13 protein-coding genes are annotated in these 17,741 nt (G+C 70.4%); 5 read left to right on the top strand and 8 right to left on the bottom strand.

What is annotated here, in order from left to right; genetic code table 11:
• Positions 1-136 precede the first annotated feature (136 nt).
• The 3 genes from A6A06_RS12685 to A6A06_RS12695 form a co-directional block, all read right to left on the bottom strand.
• Positions 137-613, bottom strand: coding sequence for a hypothetical protein (locus A6A06_RS12685; RefSeq protein ID WP_073761317.1), 477 nt, complete (start codon positions 611-613; stop codon positions 137-139).
• Positions 614-825: 212 nt separating this feature from the next.
• Positions 826-1,110: a hypothetical protein gene (locus A6A06_RS41625; protein WP_242440708.1), complete on the bottom strand. Its 285-nt coding sequence runs from the start codon at positions 1,108-1,110 to the stop codon at positions 826-828.
• A gap of 210 nt (positions 1,111-1,320) precedes the next feature.
• Positions 1,321-2,271 (bottom strand): LysR family transcriptional regulator, encoded by a 951-nt coding sequence (locus A6A06_RS12695; RefSeq protein ID WP_073761318.1) that lies wholly within the window; start codon positions 2,269-2,271, stop codon positions 1,321-1,323.
• Positions 2,272-2,594: 323 nt separating this feature from the next.
• Between A6A06_RS12695 and A6A06_RS12700 the strand changes: the two genes are divergently transcribed.
• Positions 2,595-3,500 (top strand): DMT family transporter, encoded by a 906-nt coding sequence (locus A6A06_RS12700; RefSeq protein WP_073761319.1) that lies wholly within the window; start codon positions 2,595-2,597, stop codon positions 3,498-3,500.
• Here the strand turns inward: A6A06_RS12700 and A6A06_RS12705 are convergent.
• The 5 genes from A6A06_RS12705 to A6A06_RS12725 form a co-directional block, all read right to left on the bottom strand.
• Complete coding sequence (locus A6A06_RS12705) at positions 3,493-4,491, bottom strand: nitroreductase/quinone reductase family protein (RefSeq protein ID WP_073761320.1); 999 nt, start codon at positions 4,489-4,491, stop codon at positions 3,493-3,495. The genes A6A06_RS12700 and A6A06_RS12705 overlap by 8 nt on opposite strands.
• Before the next feature lie 538 nt (positions 4,492-5,029).
• Entirely contained in the window at positions 5,030-6,766 is a 1,737-nt protein-coding gene (locus A6A06_RS12710) for an oxaloacetate-decarboxylating malate dehydrogenase (RefSeq protein ID WP_199930850.1), read from the bottom strand.
• 287 nt (positions 6,767-7,053) lie between these two features.
• The gene (locus A6A06_RS12715) at positions 7,054-7,758 is read right to left on the bottom strand and encodes a TetR/AcrR family transcriptional regulator (protein ID WP_079193980.1); all 705 of its coding nucleotides are present in this window, start codon (positions 7,756-7,758) and stop codon (positions 7,054-7,056) included.
• Positions 7,755-9,959, bottom strand: a complete 2,205-nt coding sequence (locus A6A06_RS12720; RefSeq protein WP_073761322.1) for a YhgE/Pip domain-containing protein — start codon at positions 9,957-9,959, stop codon at positions 7,755-7,757. Before A6A06_RS12720 ends, A6A06_RS12715 begins: the two co-directional genes overlap by 4 nt.
• Positions 9,931-10,743, bottom strand: a complete 813-nt coding sequence (locus A6A06_RS12725; protein ID WP_073761323.1) for an ATP-binding cassette domain-containing protein — start codon at positions 10,741-10,743, stop codon at positions 9,931-9,933. The genes A6A06_RS12720 and A6A06_RS12725 overlap by 29 nt, the downstream gene beginning before the upstream one ends.
• A 205-nt stretch (positions 10,744-10,948) precedes the next feature.
• On the opposite strand from A6A06_RS12725, the gene A6A06_RS12730 reads away from it, so the two are divergent.
• The 4 genes from A6A06_RS12730 to A6A06_RS42740 all read left to right on the top strand — a co-directional run.
• On the top strand, positions 10,949-13,885 hold the full coding sequence (locus tag A6A06_RS12730; RefSeq protein ID WP_073761324.1) for a discoidin domain-containing protein: 2,937 nt from the start codon (positions 10,949-10,951) through the stop codon (positions 13,883-13,885).
• Between the two features lie 231 nt (positions 13,886-14,116).
• On the top strand, positions 14,117-15,754 hold the full coding sequence (locus tag A6A06_RS12735) for a penicillin-binding transpeptidase domain-containing protein (RefSeq protein ID WP_073761325.1): 1,638 nt from the start codon (positions 14,117-14,119) through the stop codon (positions 15,752-15,754).
• Positions 15,755-15,849: 95 nt separating this feature from the next.
• Positions 15,850-17,109 (top strand): esterase-like activity of phytase family protein, encoded by a 1,260-nt coding sequence (locus A6A06_RS12740; RefSeq protein ID WP_073761326.1) that lies wholly within the window; start codon positions 15,850-15,852, stop codon positions 17,107-17,109.
• Between the two features lie 179 nt (positions 17,110-17,288).
• The coding region (locus A6A06_RS42740; RefSeq protein ID WP_242440709.1) for an ABC transporter transmembrane domain-containing protein at positions 17,289-17,741 on the top strand (453 nt) is incomplete at its 3' end.

Consider the following 17,741-nt stretch of genomic DNA (forward strand, 5'->3'; position numbering starts at 1 on the left):
GCAGAAGCTGCACGAACTCAGCACCCCACGAGCGCTGAGCCACCATGCTCACCGCCCCGCGAGCCCACCGGGCGAGTCGCTCACCGGCCCACCGCTCCACCGGCCATCGACCCGGCGGCCGCGACCGCCCCCACCCTCAGTGGTGCGCAGGCCCGTCCAGCCGTGCACTGACCTTGGGGGCGGCGAGCGGGTCCGACCACCCTTGTTCGTTCGGTACGTGTTGTTTGATCAGCGAGTCACTGAAGTCCTCGCCCTCCGCGTAGTTCTTGGACATGGACCCCAACGCCTTGCCGATTTCCTGCAGCTTCGACGACAGGTGGCCCATCGACTCGTACATTCCGTCGCGTACGCCCTCGTAGACGACGCCGAATTTCTCGCCGATCTCGTCGTCACCCCACGGCGGCGCCCCGGCCTTGCTGTCGAACGTCGTCAGCCCGCTGACGAACTGCTCACCGAACGACTTCTCGGGCTCCTTCTGGCCGCCGCCCGCAGGCGGCGTCCCCGGCGGGCCCGCGCCCAGCGCACTGAGCCCGTCCATCAGCCGTTTCACCGAGCCCTGGAAGTCCTCGCCCAGCTTGACGAAGTTGGTGCCCTCCGTCTTCAGGGACTCCACTTCGGTCTGAAATCCGCCAGCTCCCACAACGCCCCCGTGTTGTCCGTGCCTTCACTCGTTACGCGATACGCGATACGCAAAGAGATGTTCATGCCAAAGTCTAGATGTTGCCAACCCCTGGGACGAGGGTGGACAACGGTGCGACGCTGAAGTGCCGTTGGCACAACCGGCGCAGCCGCAGCAATCGCCCGTACGCCACGAACGGCGCCGTCTCAGGACGTACTGGGCCGATACCAGCGGTGATAGATCTTCACCGCTTCCTCCGGGGGATGGTTCGGCAGGTGGGTCACATCGCCGTTGACCTTGGAGATGGCCACGTTGCTGCCGCCGGGTTCGGCCGGTGGCGCCTGCGGGTCCTCCGGGGCCGGCCAGCTCGCCCGTACCAGGTAGCCGACATCGAATTCGTGGACGAACAGGCCGGACGGGCCGCCGGGTGAACCGACCGCGGGGAAATATCCCCGGCCGATGTCCAGCGCCTCCTGAGGGGTCGACGGCACCGGCCGCGGTCCTTCGTTTGCCGTCCCGGCATGCGGCGGGAACGGGGGAGGCGGCGGAGGGGGGAGTGCGGGGGGAGGGGGAGGCGTGGACGGCTGGCCGGAAACATGGCCCGAGATGTCGGACTCTGCCATGAATTACCCCTCCTTGAGCGCGTGTTCTGCCGGTGATCATGCCAGTGTTTGCGTCAGCGATGGTCAACCTAACCCACGTCACCCCCGCCCGTTCGGTTCTCCTCCGGGACAACTTTCGTCACGGCAGCGGAACCCTCCCCCGGAAGGCAGGCACGCGAGGGCATCGAGACAGGCGTGTACGGGCGGGGATTCCGTACGAGGTTGCCAGGCGGCCTGCACATGGCGGCGCAGCGGCGGATCCGTCGGTACGCACCGGACGCCCGGCGGCACCTGCTGCCGTGCCGCGCCCGGTATGAGGGCCGCGGACAGACCGGCCGCCACCAGCGTGAGCTGGGTGGCGTGGTCACTGATGCTGTAGCGGATCTCCGGCTCGACACCGTGCGTACGCAGCGCCTGTACGAGCGCTTCGCGCGGTTCGGCCCCCGGGGGACAGGCCGCCCACGGGATGCCGCCGAGGTCGGCGAGACGCAGAACGGGCCGGGCCCCGAGCGGGTGGTCCGCGTGGAGCGCCACCCGCGCCTCCTCGGTGACGAGCGTGTGGACGGCGACGCCTTCCGGGATGTGCCGCGGCCGGTTCGACCAGTTCTCGATGAGGAGCAGGTCGAGCTCGCCGCGCAGCAGGGCGGGGAGCAGGTCGCCCACCTCGCCGTCGCGCACCGACGGGGTGAGCCGCGGATGGCGCGCGGCCAGGATGGCCAGAGTGGCGGGCAGCAGGGTCCGGATGGCGCTGCCCACGGAACCGATCCGCAGCGGGCCCAGGACTTCTTCGCCCAGGGCGGCCAGGTCGTGCTCGGCTTCCGAGAGTTGGGCCATGAGCGCGGCCGCGTGGTCCGCGAGCACACGTCCGGCGTGCGTCAGCCGTACGCTGCGGCCTTCCGGCTCCAAGAGGCGGTGCCCGCACTCCCGTTCCAGCTTGCTCAGCTGCTGGCTCATGCCGGACGGCGTGATGTGCAGGGCCTGTGCGGCACGTGCGATGGAACCGTGGGTGTCCACCGCGGCCAGGGCGCGCAGTCGCTCCAAGTTGATCACTGTCTCAGGCTAGCAACAGGTAAGCAGAGGTACCGGGTTGTGGTGACAGAACGTCGCTTTTGTTGATGAGTGGTGGGGTTCAAGATGGAGAGATGACGGGTCCACGGGGTGGCGGAGACAGGAGCGGCGAAGCGCTGGGCGGCGGCGTGCCGGACGGCGGTGGCCTGCCAGATGGCGGTGGCCTGCCGGACGGCGGGGATGCGCTGAGCCGAGGCGGCGTGCTGAGTGGCAGAGGTGAGCCGCGCGGCGGAGTGCTGGGCAGAGGCGAGCCGCGTGGCAGGGGCGGGCTGCGTGGCAGGGGCGTGAGTGGCAAACCCGTATGGATGGTGCTCGGGGGTAGTCTCTGCATCTCCGCTTCCGCCGTCTTCGTCAAGCTGTCCGGTACGAGTGCGGGGACGGCGGCGTTCTTCCGGTGCGCCATCGCGCTGATCGTGCTGGCGCCGCTCGCGTTCGCGGAGCGGCGGGCTGCCGGGCGACGACCTTGGCGGCTACGGCGTCTCGACCTGGCAGCGGGTCTGCTGCTCGGCATCGACTACGTCTTCTGGGCGGCGGCGATCCACAGCGTCGGCGCTTCCATCGCCACCGTGGTCGTCAATATCCAGGTCGTGATCTTTCCGCTGCTGGCGCGGGTGTTCACCGGTACCCCCATGTCACGGCGGTTCGTTGTCGCGGCGCCCGTCATGCTGCTGGGTGTCGCGCTGGCCGGCGGGGTCATCGGTGCCCCGGCACAAGGCAGCGACCCCGTGACGGGTGCGGCATACGGGCTGGTCGCCGGCTTCGGCTACACGGGGTACCTCTTCCTGATGCGGCTCGGCGGCGGACAGGGCCATACGGTCGGCCCGGTGTTCACGTCCACCGCGTCCGCAGCAGGCGCCGCCGCGCTGCTCGGCGGAGCGTGGACGGGAATCGACCTGTCCCTCGATGCCCGCGCCTGGGCCTGGCTGACCGCACTGGCCCTCATCGGGCAGGTCCTCGCCTGGCTGGTGCTGACCCCCGCGCTGCCACGGCTGGCGCCGAACATCGGTGCCGCTCTGCTGCTTCTGCAGCCGGTGATGGCGATCGTCCTCGGGGTGGCGGTCGGGGAACGGCCCACGGTGTTCCAGTTCGGAGGGTGTGCGCTGGTCGTCCTGGTGGTGTGGGGCGTGGGTCGCGGGGGAGGGGCGCCCGGTCCGGACCGTGCGCCCGTACGTCCACAGGCCCGGCGTCGCCCCTCCCGGCGCCTCAGCTGACGGCACTCTCCGCAGCGCTACCAGCCGCTCCGGACCCCGACGGCGCAGGTGAGGCCGGCGTGTCGGGAGACGCTGACGGCGCAGGCGGCGGCCACGGCACATCGGCCAAGGCCGGAATCAACTGCTCCTCTTCGTAGGCGAGGTGGGCGCGCAATTCCCCGGACATGCGCTCCAGGTCGGTGAGGAAACGTTTCGGGTCGGCGTTGCCGATGTCCGCGAGCAGGCCCAGCAGGTCGTTCTGGATGCGGGCGATCGTCCGGTGTTCCTCCTGGAGCCGGTCGAGAGCCGGCCGTAGTTCGGGGTGGTACCGGGCGACGGTGGGAAATATGTGCGCGTCCTCACCGGTGTGGTGGAACTCCAGGCTCTGGCAGAACGCCAGACAGTGCTGCCGGATCTGCAGCCCGAGCCCCGGCGCCGGTGCCGCACCCGGGCCCTGGTGGGCCGCCAGCGCCGCGAGGTGCGCTTCCGCCTCGGTGCGTACGTGCCGCAACTGCGCGCGCAGCCACGTGTGGACCTGTACGAGTTTGTCGGCGAGCGTGTGGACCGCGCGCGGGTTCGCCCCGTCCGCTTCCTCGTACTCGGGCTCGGCGGGTTCCAGCACCACGACCGGCAGCGCGCGGGCGGTCCCGGCCTGGTAGTCGGCGTATCCGGGAGCCACGCTCACCACCTGCGCGAACAGCCGCTCGCGGCGCTCACCCTCGGCGGGCACCGCGATGGCCTCGTACGCCTCGGTACCGAACTCCACCTGAACTTGCGGGTGCGCGAGCAGATTGAGGTACCAATCGGGGTGGCGCGGGGCGCCGAGATTGGACCCGACGACCAGCAGCAGGTCGCCGTCGCGGACACAGCCGAGGGGCACGGTGTGCGGCTTTCCGGATGTGGCGCCGCTGGTGGTCAACAGAAGAAGGTCGCTGCCCTCGAACGGGCCACCGACTTTTCCACCGTTGGCCCGGAACTCTTCGACGATGGACTGATGGAAAGTCTGGGACATGCTGGTGTCGCTCTCCGAAAGGGTGATCCACGGGCCGGCGGCTTCAAGGCATCGCCTGAGAAGCCGCCGTGACCGCGGTGGAGGAAAGAAGAAAGAGGTGAAGGCGCGGGGAAGCGCGCGCCCGCAGCGCGCAGCAGCCGTCACCGAGGCGCACAGGCGCAGAACACACAAGCAGAACGCGGAAGCAGAGCGCAGAAAGCCAAGACCGGGACCGGAAACCGGGACCGGAAACCGGGACCGGAGAACCGAAACCAGAAACCGGAGAAACCGAAGCCCAGAGCCCCGAAGCCCAGAGCCCCGAAGCCCGGAGGTCGAAACACAGCCCCCGAAGGAACAGTGCGTGCGATAAGCCGCCGCGCGCTCGGCGCGCTGCTGTCAGGCCGTTGTCAGGCCCTCGTCAGGCTCAGCCCGTGGAGTATGAACTCATGGCGTCGTCCCTGGATGAAAGGTGTGTCGCCCGACTGCCGGCCGGCCCATTTCTCTTTGGCCGACGTCACGCGCACACGCGATTCCATTAGATCCATCGGACGGCGGCCCGTCAACACGGCGACCGCGACGTCACCCCGTACTCCGGCTGCCACATCGCGTCCTGCACCGCCTGTACGACATCGTCCGGAGCCACCCGCGCGACACCTTCGTCAACGGCCGCCCGTACCACCGCGACCGCGACGGCCGCCGAAGAAGCGCGCAGATTCTCCACCTGCGGCAGCAACGGCGCTCCCGGCCCGCCGCCGTCGGCCTGCCCGGCGACCGCGTCGGCAGCGGCCAGCAGCATTCCGGGCGTCAGCCGTTCGGCGCGCGACACCACCACGCCCAGCCCGAGCCCTGGGTAGACGAGGGCGTTGTTGGCCTGTCCGATGACATGCCGGACGCCGTCGATCTCCACCGGATCGACCGGAATACCGGCCGTCGTCAGGGCCTTGCCACCGGTCCAGCGCAGCAGATCCGCGGGCATCGCCTCGATTTTCTCGGTCGGGTTGGAGAGCGGGAAGATGACGGGCCGCTCCACGTGCTTCGCCATTTCCAGCACCACCTGACGGGTGAAGGTGCCACGTACGGTCGAAGTACCGATGAGAACGGTCGGATGCACATTCCGTACGGTCGTCAGCAGGTCGACACCGTCCCGCGCATCGACACCCTCTCCCGCGTCGCCGCTGTCGCCACCACTCCCCTTGCCGCCGCCACCTCCGCCTCCGCCGCCACCTCCGCTGTCACCGCCACCTCCGCCGTCCGCCCAGCGCGCGACCTCCCCCTTGGGGCGGGCGTAAACGCGCTGATAGTCACGCAGCCCGTCCATGTCATCCAGCAGCAGCCCCGGGCGGTCGACCAGCCAGATGCGGCGGGTGGCGTCGTCGTTGCCCAGGCCGTCGCGGACCATCGCCTCGCGCAGCTGGTCGGCGATGCCCACGCCGGCCGTCCCGGCCCCGAACACCACGACGCGCTGCTCACGGAACGGCGACCCGGTGATCTTCAGCGCGGACCGGACGGCAGCGAGCGTGATCGCGCCGGTGCCCTGCAGGTCGTCGTTGAACATGCGGTAGCGCTCGCCGTACCGCTCCAGGAAGCGCCGTGCGTTGCCCGCGCCGAAGTCCTCGAAATGCAGGAGCGCGTCGGGGTACAGCGTCGCGACCGTGTCCAGATAGGCGGCGACGAAGGAGTCGTACCGCTCGCCGCGCGCCCGGCTGTGCCGTACGCCGAGATACAGCGGGTCGTTGAGCAGCGTCTCGTTGTCGGTGCCGACATCCAGCACCACCGGCAGGCACCGGGCGGGATCGATGCCCGCGGCGGCTGTATACACGGCCAGTTTGCCCACCGAGATCTGGATGCCGTGCACGCCCCAGTCACCGATACCGAGGATCTGCTCGGCGTCCGTGACCACCACCAGGTCCACCTCGTCCGGCGCGAGGTCCAGCTCCTCGAAGGAGCGGCGCAGGTCCTGGGGCCGGTCGATGGACAGGAAGACTCCGCGCGGCCGCCGGTACTCATGGCTGTACGTCTTGATCGCCTCGCCCACGGTCGGGTCGTAGACGATGGGCAGCAGCTCGGTCAGGTGCTCGGTGAGCAGCCGGTGGTACAGGACCTCGTTGCGGTCGTGCAACTGCTCCAGGTTGATGTACGCGGCCAGGTCGTCGGGCTGGCGGCGCAGCTGCTCGTAGGCGCGCCGGGCCTGCTGGTCCAGGGTGAGTACGGCGTCGGGCAGCCGGCCGACGAGGCCGAGGCGGTCGCGTTCGGCGGCGGTGAAGGCGGTTCCGCGGTTGCTCAACGGATCGTTCATGACTGACGGCGACAGCCTGCCCATACGCCTGCACCCTGCTTCCGCTACCCCCGCACCCTGCTTCCGCTACTCCCGCACCTTGCTTCCGCTACCCCTGCACCCAGCTTCCGCTACTCCTGCACCTACCGAAGCCCCCGGCTTCCGCTACCCCTGCACCTACTGATGCGCCCCGCTGCCCCGCTTCCGCCGCTGGTCTCCCCGCCGGGCCAGTTTCGCGCGAGAGCCCTGCCCCCGCATCCGGTGGATACGGGAACAGGGCTCTCACCTGCGTCTACGCGAATTCGATGTTAGTCCGGCCGCATGGAGCTGACCCGCCCCTGAAGCAGCCGTGACAGGGAGGCGTGCACGTCCTCCACCGAGCGGTGCGGCTGGAACGACAGCCAGTCCAGCGCCGCCACCAGCACCATGCCGAGGAGGGCGGAGGCCGTGAGAGGGACGTCGAGTTCCTCGCTCAGCTCGCCGACGGCGATGGCGTCCCGCAGCACGGATTCGACGACGGCGACCGCCCGGCCCCGTACGGACTGGAGAGTCGGCTGCCAGACCCGGTTCGTGCGCCACAGCTCCGCCACGTAGAGCTGGGTCAGGGAGGGGGAGCCGGCGATGAAGTCCAGGCCCGCCCGGATCATCGCGTCCAGCGCGTCGACCCGGGTGCCGCCGCCCGCCCGTACCGCCTGGTCGGCGGCGTCCTGGAGAGAGGCGGCGAGCAGGTCGATGCCGTCCCGCAGGAGCTCTTCGTAGAGGACGTTCTTGCTGGCGAAGTTGTAGTAGACGGTTCCCTTGGCGACGCCGGCGCGTTCGGCGATCTCGTCCACGGTGGTGGCGGAGAAGCCTTGTTCGGCGATGAGCGTGACCGCGGCGTCGAACAGTTTGCGCCGGGTGGCGCCGCGGCGCGGGCCGTGGGCCGGGGCGGCGGTCACGGGCCCGGCGCCGGGGGCGGCGCCGCGAACGACGCCGCCCCCGTGCCTGCCGCGGTGCTCGGTCCGCACGCTCACAGGCTCAGTTCCGGATGCAGGTCCTTCATCCGTACGACCTGCCGGCTGCGCGCCGTCAGCGACGTGAGCGCCAGCGCGCCGACCGTGAACGCGGCCAGGACGATGGAGCCCTGCCACACGATCCCGAGGTCACCGCCGGTGATGAGCCGACGCAGCCCGTCCACCACGTAACTCATCGGCAGGAACGGGTGAATGGCACCAAAGAATCCGGGGCTGGTCTGCACCGGGTACGTGCCGCCCGCCGACGTCAGCTGAAGCATCAGCACGACGAGGGTCAGTACGCGGCCCGCCGGGCCGAACTGCGCGCCGAAGAACTGGATGATGGCGGTGAACGCGGCCGTCGCCAGCAACAGGAAGCCGATGGTGGCCCCCGCGCGTTCCATCTCCAGGCCGAGACCCCAGTGCAGTACGGCCATCAGGGCCAGCACCTGCACGACGCCGATGGCGAAGGCCGGCAGCCAGGACCCGAGCGCGATCCGCCAGCCCGGCGCACCTGCGGCGAGCGCGCGCTTGCCGAGCGGGGCGAGCAGCATGTAAGCGACCATCGCGCCGACCCACAGGGACAGCGGAATGAAGTACGGGGCGAGGCCGGTGCCGTAGTTGGGCGCCTTGTGCATCGACTTCGAGGCGAGCTCGACCGGGTTGGACATGACGTCGGTCCGCGCGTCGCGGTCCTTCTTGTCGTAGTCCGGGATCTGCGCGACACCGCTGCCCAGCTGTCCGGCCAGCTGGTTGGAGCCGTCCTTGAGCTGGTAGATGCCGCCGTTGAGCTTGTCGATGCCGTCCTTGGCGGAACCGACACCGTCGTGGACCTTGCCCGCACCGTCCGCGACCTTGCCCGCGCCGTCGGTGATCTTCCCCGCGCCGTCGGCCACCTGCCCGGTGCCGTCGACGAGTGCGTTGATGCCCTGCGCGAACTGCCCGGCGCCCTGGGACAACTTGAGCGCCCCCTGGTTGAGCTCGTTGATCTTACGCAGGGAGGTGTCCGCGTTGTTCACGATGCCCGGAACCTGGTCGGCGACCATCTCGGCACCCTGCTGGACCTCCCGCAGCTTGGCGTGCAGCGGCTGCAGGTCGGCCTTGGCGATGGCGCCGTCCACCTTCTGGGCGAGTTCGAGGCCTACGGCGGTGCCGTCCGCTATGCCCTTCAGCTTCGCGCAGTCGATCGCGTCCGCGCCTGCGGCCCCGCACTGCTTCTTGTACAGCGCGTCGGCGTCCTCGGCGTTCTGCCGCGCCTTCTGTACGGCCTTCGCCGAGTTCCCGGGCAGCTTGCCGAGGTCTTCGTCGATGGTCTTCATGACATCGGCGAGCCCCCGGGCCTTCTGGGCGATCTCCTTGCCGTGCTGCTTGAGGAAGGGGAGATCCTTCTGCGCCAGCCCGTTGACCTGACCGGCGAGCTGCTGCGTACCGGCGGCCACCTTGCCCGCGCCCTCGCTGAGCTGCTTGGCCTTCGCGCTCGCGCTGTTGGCGCCCTTGTTGACGTCGCTGGCGCCCTTGCTCAGTTCGCCGGCCTTGTCGTGGAGCGTGCCCGCACCCTTGCTGACGTCACCTGAGCCCTTGTCGAGCTCGCCCAGGCCGTCGGCCAGCTTGCCTCCGCCGTCCTTGGCGTCGCCCAGCCCCTTGTCGATCTTGCCGGCGCCGTCCGCGGCCTGCTGTGTCTTGTCGTGCAGATCCGAGAACGACACGAAGATCTTGTCGAAGAACTCCCGGGACGACTTCGCCGAGGTCTTCGCGCGGATCTCCGAGAAGATCGTCTTGGAGATCGAGCCGACGATGTAGTTGTTCGCGTCGTTCGTGCGGACCTGGAGCGCACCCGTCTCCGGGTGGTCACCGGAGCTGGAGGCGATCCGCTCGCTGAAGTCCTTCGGGACGGTCAGGGAGAGGTAGTACGTACCGTCCTCGACGCCCTTCGCGGCGTCGGCGGAGCTGACCTGCTCCCAGTTGAACGTGTTGCTGTCCTTGACGTTCTTGACGAGTTCGTCGCCCGCCTGGACCTTCTTGCCGGAGGCGGTGGCACCCTCGTCGTCGTTGACGAGAGCGACCGGGATCTTGTCCAGGTTCGAATACGGGTCCCAGAACGAGCACAGGTACAGCGCCCCGTACAGCAGCGGGATCAGCATCAGGGCGACGAGGCCCAGCCGGGGGAGCTTGCCCCTGCCGAAGCGCTTGAGCTCAAGCGCGGCGAGCTTCGGCGAGCGCATGGGCGGCTTCCTCCTCGTGGGTGTCGGTCGTACCGGCCGGGCCGGTGGTCGAAGCGGGGGTGGTGGAGGCGGCGGACTCAGCGGCCGCCGGCGCGGTCCGTACGACGATCGCGTCGTCCGGGGCGGTGCTGGCCGCGGCCACCACCGTCGTGCCGTTCAGGGCCAGGTCCCGCAGCATCTGCCAGACCTGGGAACGCTCGTCCGCGGAGAGCTTGAGGTCGATGTCGTCGATGGCCACCAGCCGCGGGCCGTGCATGACGGCCAGGGCGACCGACAGCCGCAGCGCCTCGATGCGCTCCAGGTCGCGTACGGCCGTACGCAGTCCCTTGGGCAGCGTGGCGGGGTCGAGACCGACGGCGGTCAGCGCGGCCTCGACGCGGGCCCGCGTCGCCTCCTTGTAGCGGCGGCCCCACGGCAGCCGGGCGCCGAGCGAACCGGCCACCCGGCGGCCCAACAGGGCCTGCTCCTCCAGGTGTTCCCCGGCGGTCAGGGCCGGCTCCAGGTCGGCGATTCCGGGGACGTGCGCGATGGCGGTGAGGCTGCGCACCGTTCCCATGCGCTTGGGGAGGGGGAAGCCGGCGACCGTGGCGTGGCCCTCGGCGATCTTCATACGGCCGGTGAGTGCCAGTAGGAGACAGGTGCGGCCGGAGCCCGAAGGGCCCTCGACGGCGATCAGCGAACCCGGATCCGCGGTGATGTGGACGTCTCTGAACGCCCACCCCCGCGGGCCCTTGACTCCGATTCCCCTGGCGTTGACCGCCGCCCCCTGGCGGGTGGTGTCCACGGCCCCTCCTTTGTTCTGACTGGTCAGTCTAAAAGTGTGCCGTATGGAGAGGCCTATTGACCAATCAGCGCGCGATCCTGTGAACTCCGTCATGTGGCGGGTGGGGCGCTCCGACGCTTTTGGGGCGTTTGTTGGTGATGTTCTCGGTGTGACCTGCGGTGCTCTGCGCGCGGTCGCACCGGTTGGACACTTGCGACGGAGACCGATGACTCACTCGGCCAAACTGATCGCCCCGCTCCTCGCGGGGGCCCTCGTCACGACGCTGCCACCGGCATCGGCGTCGGCATCCACCTCGGCATCCCTCCCGGCAGCGCGGGCCGCGGCTTCGGCCGCGGCGGCCGCGGACACGGCGCCTGCCGGGCCTGCCGGGCCTGCCGCGCCTGCTGGGTCTGCCGGGTCTTCCGCTGCTGCTTCCGCCTCCTGCGCACCGCAGGATGTGGAACGTCTCGGCAAGACCGGCAAGACCGGCAAGCAAAGCAAGACCGGCGAGCCCAGCAAAACGACCGCCAAGCAAGCCGCGAACCCCGACGACGGCGACGGCTGGACCCCCACCGCCACCCGTATCGACCCCAAGGACGGCCACCACGCCTTCGTCGGCAACGGCTACCTCGGCCAGCGAATAGCCCCCAACGGCGCCGGATACTCGGCCCCCGGCGAGACGACCGGCTGGCCGCTGAAGACACCGCGCTACGACGGCTCCTTCGTCTCCGGTCTGTACGCGCGCGGCCCGGAGAACCTGAAGGGCCGCCAGGCCATCGCCGCGCTCCCCACCTGGACCGGCCTCGACGTCACCGCTGCCGGTGACCGCCCGCAGACCTTCGACTCGGCGACCCCGGCGGGCCGCATCTCGAACTACCGCCAGACGCAGTTCATCCGCTGCGGCCTGGTCCGTACGTCACTGACATGGACGGCCGCCGACGGCCGGGCCACCGACCTCGTGTACGACGTGCTCACGGACCGCACCAGCGCGCACACCGGCGCCGTACGGCTGCGCATGACGCCGCACTGGGGCGGCCGGGCCACCGTCACCGACCGTCTCGACGGACGCGGCGCGCGCCGTATGACGCAGACCGGCGGCGGCGCGCGGCCGGACTGCCGGACGATGGACGTGACCTTCCGTACGGACGGCACGAAGACGGATGGCGCAGTCGCCTCCACCCTGCGCCCCGGCCCCCAGGTCCGCTCACAGCACGCGACGACGCGGCGCGCGGGCGCGGCGAAGGACCTGAGCAACCAGCAGAGCGTCACCTTCTCCGTACAAGCCGGGCGCTCCTACGAGCTGACCAAGTACGTCGGCGTCGACACCGCCCTCACCTCCCGTACTCCGCGCGCCGCCGCGACCGATGCCGCGCGGCGGGCCGCGACCCGGGGCTGGGATGCCCTCTACCGGAAGCACGCCGCCGCGTGGCAGAAGCTGTGGCGCAGTGACGTCGAGGTGAAGGGACGCGGGCAGCGGGACTTGCAAGCGTGGGTGCGCGCCGCGCAGTACGGCCTCTTGTCCAGCACCCGCGCCGGCAGCCGCAACAGCATCAGCCCGGCCGGACTGACCAGCGACAACTACGCGGGCGAAATCTTCTGGGACGCCGAGACCTGGATGTACCCGGGTCTGCTGGCCGCCCATCCCGAGCTGGCCAAGTCCATCGTCGACTACCGGTACCGGACCCGGGCCGGTGCTGCCGCCAACGCCGAGAAGCTGGGCTACAAGGGCCTCTTCTACCCGTGGACCAGCGGCAGCAAGGGCGATCTGTGGAACGAGTGCCACAGCTGGGACCCGCCGCACTGCACGACCCAGAACCACCTGATGGGCGACGTGTCCCTGGCCGCCTGGCAGTACTACCTCGCCACCAAGGACACCGCCTGGCTGCGCGAACGCGGCTGGCCGGTGATGAAGGGCATCGCGGAATTCTGGGCCTCGCGCGTCACCCGCAACTCCGACGGCAGCTACTCGGTCAAGAACGTCGCCGGGCCGGACGAGTACAGCAACGGCGTCGACGACGGCGTCTTCACCAACGCCGGCGCGGTCACCGCCCTGCGCAACGCCGGACGCGCCGCCGCGCTCCTCGGCCGGCCGGCCCCCGCCGCCTGGAAGGACATCGCCGACCGCATCCGCATCCCGTACGACGCGAAGAAAGGAATCTTCAAGCAGTACGACGGGTACGAGAACACGACGATCAAGCAGGCGGACACCGTGCTGCTCATGTACCCGCTGGAATGGCCGATGTCGCAGCGCGCCAAGGTCAACACGCTGGACCACTACGCCGGGCTCACCGACCCGGACGGCCCGGCCATGACCGACTCGGTGCACGCCGTCGCCGCCGCCGGAACCGGTGAGCCGGGCTGCTCGACGTACACGTACATGATGCGTTCCATCAGGCCGTTCGTCCGCGGCGCCTTCCACCAGTTCTCCGAGGCGCGCGGTGACAAGGCGGGCGCGGGCGACCCGCACGCCGGATCGCCCGCGCAGGACTTCCTCACCGGCAAGGGCGGTTTCCTGCAGACCTTCACCAACGGGCTGACCGGACTGCGGATGCGCGAGGACCGGGTGCACCTGGACCCGATGCTGCCGCCGCAGCTGTCCGACGGCGTCACGCTGCGCGGGCTGCGCTGGCAGGGACGCACCTACGACGTGGAGATCGGCGCGCACAGCACCGCGGTGCGGCTGACGGCCGGCGCGCCGATGCGCGTCGAGTCGCCGGAGGGCGAGCGGGTGGTGAGCCGCGGCGTACCCCTGACGCTCAAGACCCGCCGCCCCGACCTCGCGGCGACGGACAACGCGGCACGGTGCACGACGGCGCGGGCCACGTCGGAGGAGCCCGGCATGTACGCGGGCGCCGCGGTGGACGGCAACGCGGCCACCTCCTGGGTACCGGACGGCCCCGACGGCACCCTGACCGTCGACCTCGGCAAGTCCTCGCAGATCGGGCAGATCACACCGCACTGGAAGGACGGCGAGCCCGCCTCGTACGTGGCGCAGGTCTCGACGGACGGCAAGCACTGGTACGGGACCGGTTACGACGGGCGCACCCCGGCACGCTACGTACGGCTCACAGTGCGCGGCGCCGACGCGGCGAAGAACGGCCGACGCCCCGGGCTGGCGGAACTGACGGTGCAGAAGGCCGCGGGACCGGCGGCCGGGAAGTAGCCCAAGTCGCTTCAGCGTTTCCTTCGCTGTAGCTACGGCCCAGGTCGACGAGACCGTCGATCTGGGCCGTTCTTGAGACAGTCCCCTGGCCCTGCCTCCTGACACAGTCACGATTCTGCTCATTGGTCTGGACCGAAAGTGACCAACCTGTCCCCTGAATGAGACATCTGTGACCACTTCCGTCACATAGTGTCCGGACACGCACGGTGTGTCTGACCTGGGAGGGGAACTGTGCGTACGGGTGTGAAGTACGTGGTCGGCGGGGTCTTCGCCGCGATGGTGGGTGTGGCCGGAGTGGGCGCGTACAACGTCTACGAGGCATTCGCCGGCGATTCCGACGCATCCGGCACATCAGCCGGTGCGACCGCATCCAGACCGACAGGGCCACCGACCGAGAACGAAGTGCGCGACACCGCGCGCGATTTTCTCGCGGCCTGGAGCAAGGGCGACACGGAGACCGCCGCGCTCCTCACGGACAACGCCGCGGGCGCACGCCAGGCGCTGACCGGTTTCCACGACGAGGCGCGGGTGTCGAAGGTGACGTTCGAGGCCGGGCAGAGCAGCGGCGCGAAGGTCCCCTTCCACGTGACCGCCGAACTGTCGGTGGGCAAGGGCGGCGCGGAACACTCGACGTGGGCGTACGACTCCGCGCTGCGCGTCGTGCGCGGCAAGACCACCGGCAAAGCGCTCGTCGACTGGCAGCCCACCGTGGTCCACCCCGGTCTGCGGCGCGGCGAAAGCCTGCAGACCGGCTCCGACGGCGCGCCGCCCGTCAAGGCGGTCGACCGCAACGGCACCGAACTGGACGCGTCGGCCCTGCCGTCGCTCAGCACCATCCTGCCCGCCCTCCGGGAGAGCTACGGAGAGCGGGCAGGCGGCGTCCAGGGCATCGAGGTCCGCGTCCTGGGCGAGCGCGGTGAGCTGGGCAAGACGCTGCACACCATCGTCAAGGGCCGCGAGGGAACGCTCCGTACGACGCTGGACGCGAACGTGCAGCGCGCGGCCGAGGCGGCGGTCAAGGACTATCGCGAGGCGTCGGTCGTCGTGGTCAAGCCGGGCAGCGGGGACATCCTGGCGGTGGCCAACCACCGTACGGACCAGTTCAACGCGGCCTTCCAGGGCCGGCTGGCGCCCGGCTCCACGATGAAGGTCGTCACGGCCGCGATGCTGATGGAAAAAGGCCTGGTCTCCGCGGGCAAGAGCGTGGAGTGCCCGAAGTACGCCTCGGCGGGCGGCCGCTCGTTCCACAACCAGGGCATGTTCGCGATCAGCGGCGGTACGTTCTCCGACAGCTTCGCGCGCTCCTGCAACACCGCCTTCGTCGGCCTGGCCGACCGGCTCTCGGGCACGGACCTGAGCGGTGAGGCCGAGGAGGTCTTCGGGCTCGGCAAGGACTGGAAGGTCGGGATACCGACGTTCGACGGCAGCGTGCCGCAGAGCGACGGTGCGGACACCCCGGCGGCGCTCATCGGCCAGGGCCGCATCCAGGCGAACCCGCTGAACATGGCGTCCGTCGCCGCCACCGCCAAGGCCGGCTACTTCTCCCAGCCCGTCCTCGTCCCGCAGGAGCTGGACGACCGTCCGATCGCCCATGCGAGCCGGACGCTGCCCTCGTCGGTCGCCACGCAACTGCGGGCGATGATGCGGCGTACGGCGGTGAGCGGCACCGGAGCGCGGGCGATGGCCGGTCTCGGCGGGGACATCGGCGCGAAGACCGGCTCGGCGGAGGCTGACGGGCAGGGTGACGCCAACAGTTGGTTCCTCGGTTACCGCAATGACGCCGCGGCGGCCGCGGTCGTCCAGCAGGGTGGTCACGGCGGCGACGCGGCGGGACCGATTGTCCGAAGAGTGCTCGCGGCGCGCCGCTGAGGGGAAGGGTCGACACTGGGGCGTGCCCGCGTCGGGGCCTGCCCGCATCCCGGGGCGCGCCTGCCCCCGGGCGTCGACGAACGGGAGGACCCCTCGTGCGCGTACGTTCCGCGGTTGTCCGTGTCACCGCAGCAGTGCTGGCCGCCGGCTGTCTATCGGCGTGCGCCGAGGGAGCGCCGGCGGCCCCCGACCGGGCATCCTCGGCCGGCGCGGACCGGGGGGCCTCGTCCGGCGCGGACCGGACAGCTTCGTCCGCCGCGGGACCGGGAACGTCCGCCGCGGGACCGGGAACGTCCGCTGCCTCGGCCCGTACGGACAACAGTGGCGGCCTCTCGGTCACGGGCGGCCAGACATCGGGTCGGAACGGTCGTCCCCCGGTCGCAGGTGGTCACCCCTGCTCGCCGTCCGTCTCCCTCGACCATTACTCCGACGCCCTGGACAAGACCACCTTCCAGGGCTCCTTCGTAGGCAATCTCTCCGCGCTCACCCGCGACACCGACGGTTCCCTTGCCGCCCTCTCCGACCGTTCCGCACTGATCGCCCTGGACGGACGCAGCCACCGGCCGGTACGGGCAGCCAAGATCAGCGATGAGAAGGGCGCCGCCCTCGACGCCGAGGGCCTGGCCGTCGAGCCGGACGGCACCTACCTCGTCTCCTCCGAGGGCGAACCGGCCGTGCGCCGCTTCGACCGCTCCCACACACTGCTCGGACGGCTGCCGCTGCCCGGCGCGCTGCGCGTCGCACCGGCCGGCCGCGCCCAGGCCAACCAGACCTTCGAAGGCCTCACGCTCGGCCCCGGCGGCGGCACGCTCACCGCCGCCATGGAGGGGCAGCTCACCGGCGACGGCAAGGACACCGCGGGCCGCCCGCTGCTGCGCTTCCAGACCTGGCAGCGGCAGGGCGGCGGCTCCCGCCCCGCGCCGTACCGGCTGAGCAGGCAGTACGCCTACCCGGCCGACGCCGGACTGGGCGTCTCCGAGATCGCCGCCCTCCCCGACGGCCGGCTGCTCGTCCTGGAACGCGGCTTCACCGCCGGCATCGGCAACACCGTGCGCCTCTACCTCGCCGACCCGCGCCGGGCGAGCGACGTCAGCGGCGTCGCGGAGCTGCCGGGCGGCAAGGCCGTACGCCCCGCCCGCAAGAAGCTGCTCGCCGACCTCGGCGCCTGCCCTTCCCTGGGCGCCCCCGCCCACCAGCCGCAGGCCAATCCGCTGCTGGACAACATCGAGGGTATGGCGGTCACCGGCCGCGCGCCCGGCGGCCGGCTGCGCCTCCTCCTGGTCAGCGACGACAACGAGAGCCCGAAGCAGATCACGCGCCTGTACTCCCTGACAGTGCGCCCCGGCGGCCGCTGACCCCTGCCGCGGCCGCACACCGGCGCCCCGCGATGCCGCAGCGGAAGGCCGCGGCGGAAGTGCCGCAGCGGGCGAACGCCGCAGCGGAAATGTTGCAGCGGAAATGTTGCAGCGGGATGAAATCCGCTGCCCACGGCGTTGGTGCCTCCTGGTGAACGACGAGATGCGGGAGGCAGTGCGTGACGGGGACGGGTAGCGATCCATCAGGAAAGGGCGGCTGGGCGCGGCGGCTGACGCGCTTGTGCTGGCAGTACAAGAAGGACGTACTGCTCGCGCTCGGCTCGTCACTCGCCGGAATGGGCGTGATGGCCCTCGTCCCGCTCATCCCGAAGCTGATCATCGACGATGTGATCGTCAGCAATGCCCGCCCGCTCGCGCCGTGGGCGACACTGCTGGTCGTCGCCGCGCTCGCCGTCTACGCGCTGACGTACGTACGCCGCTACTACGGCGGGCGGCTGGCACTCGACGTACAGCACGATCTGCGCACCCGGATGTTCCGGTCGATCGCGCGGCTGGACGGGCACCGCCAGGACGAGCTGAGCACCGGGCAGGTCGTCGGCCGCGCCACCAGCGATCTGCAGCTCATCCAGAGCCTGCTGTTCATGCTGCCGATGATGATCGGGAACGTGCTG

This window comes from Streptomyces sp. CB02923, from assembly GCF_001905005.1.
Classification (GTDB): domain Bacteria; phylum Actinomycetota; class Actinomycetes; order Streptomycetales; family Streptomycetaceae; genus Streptomyces.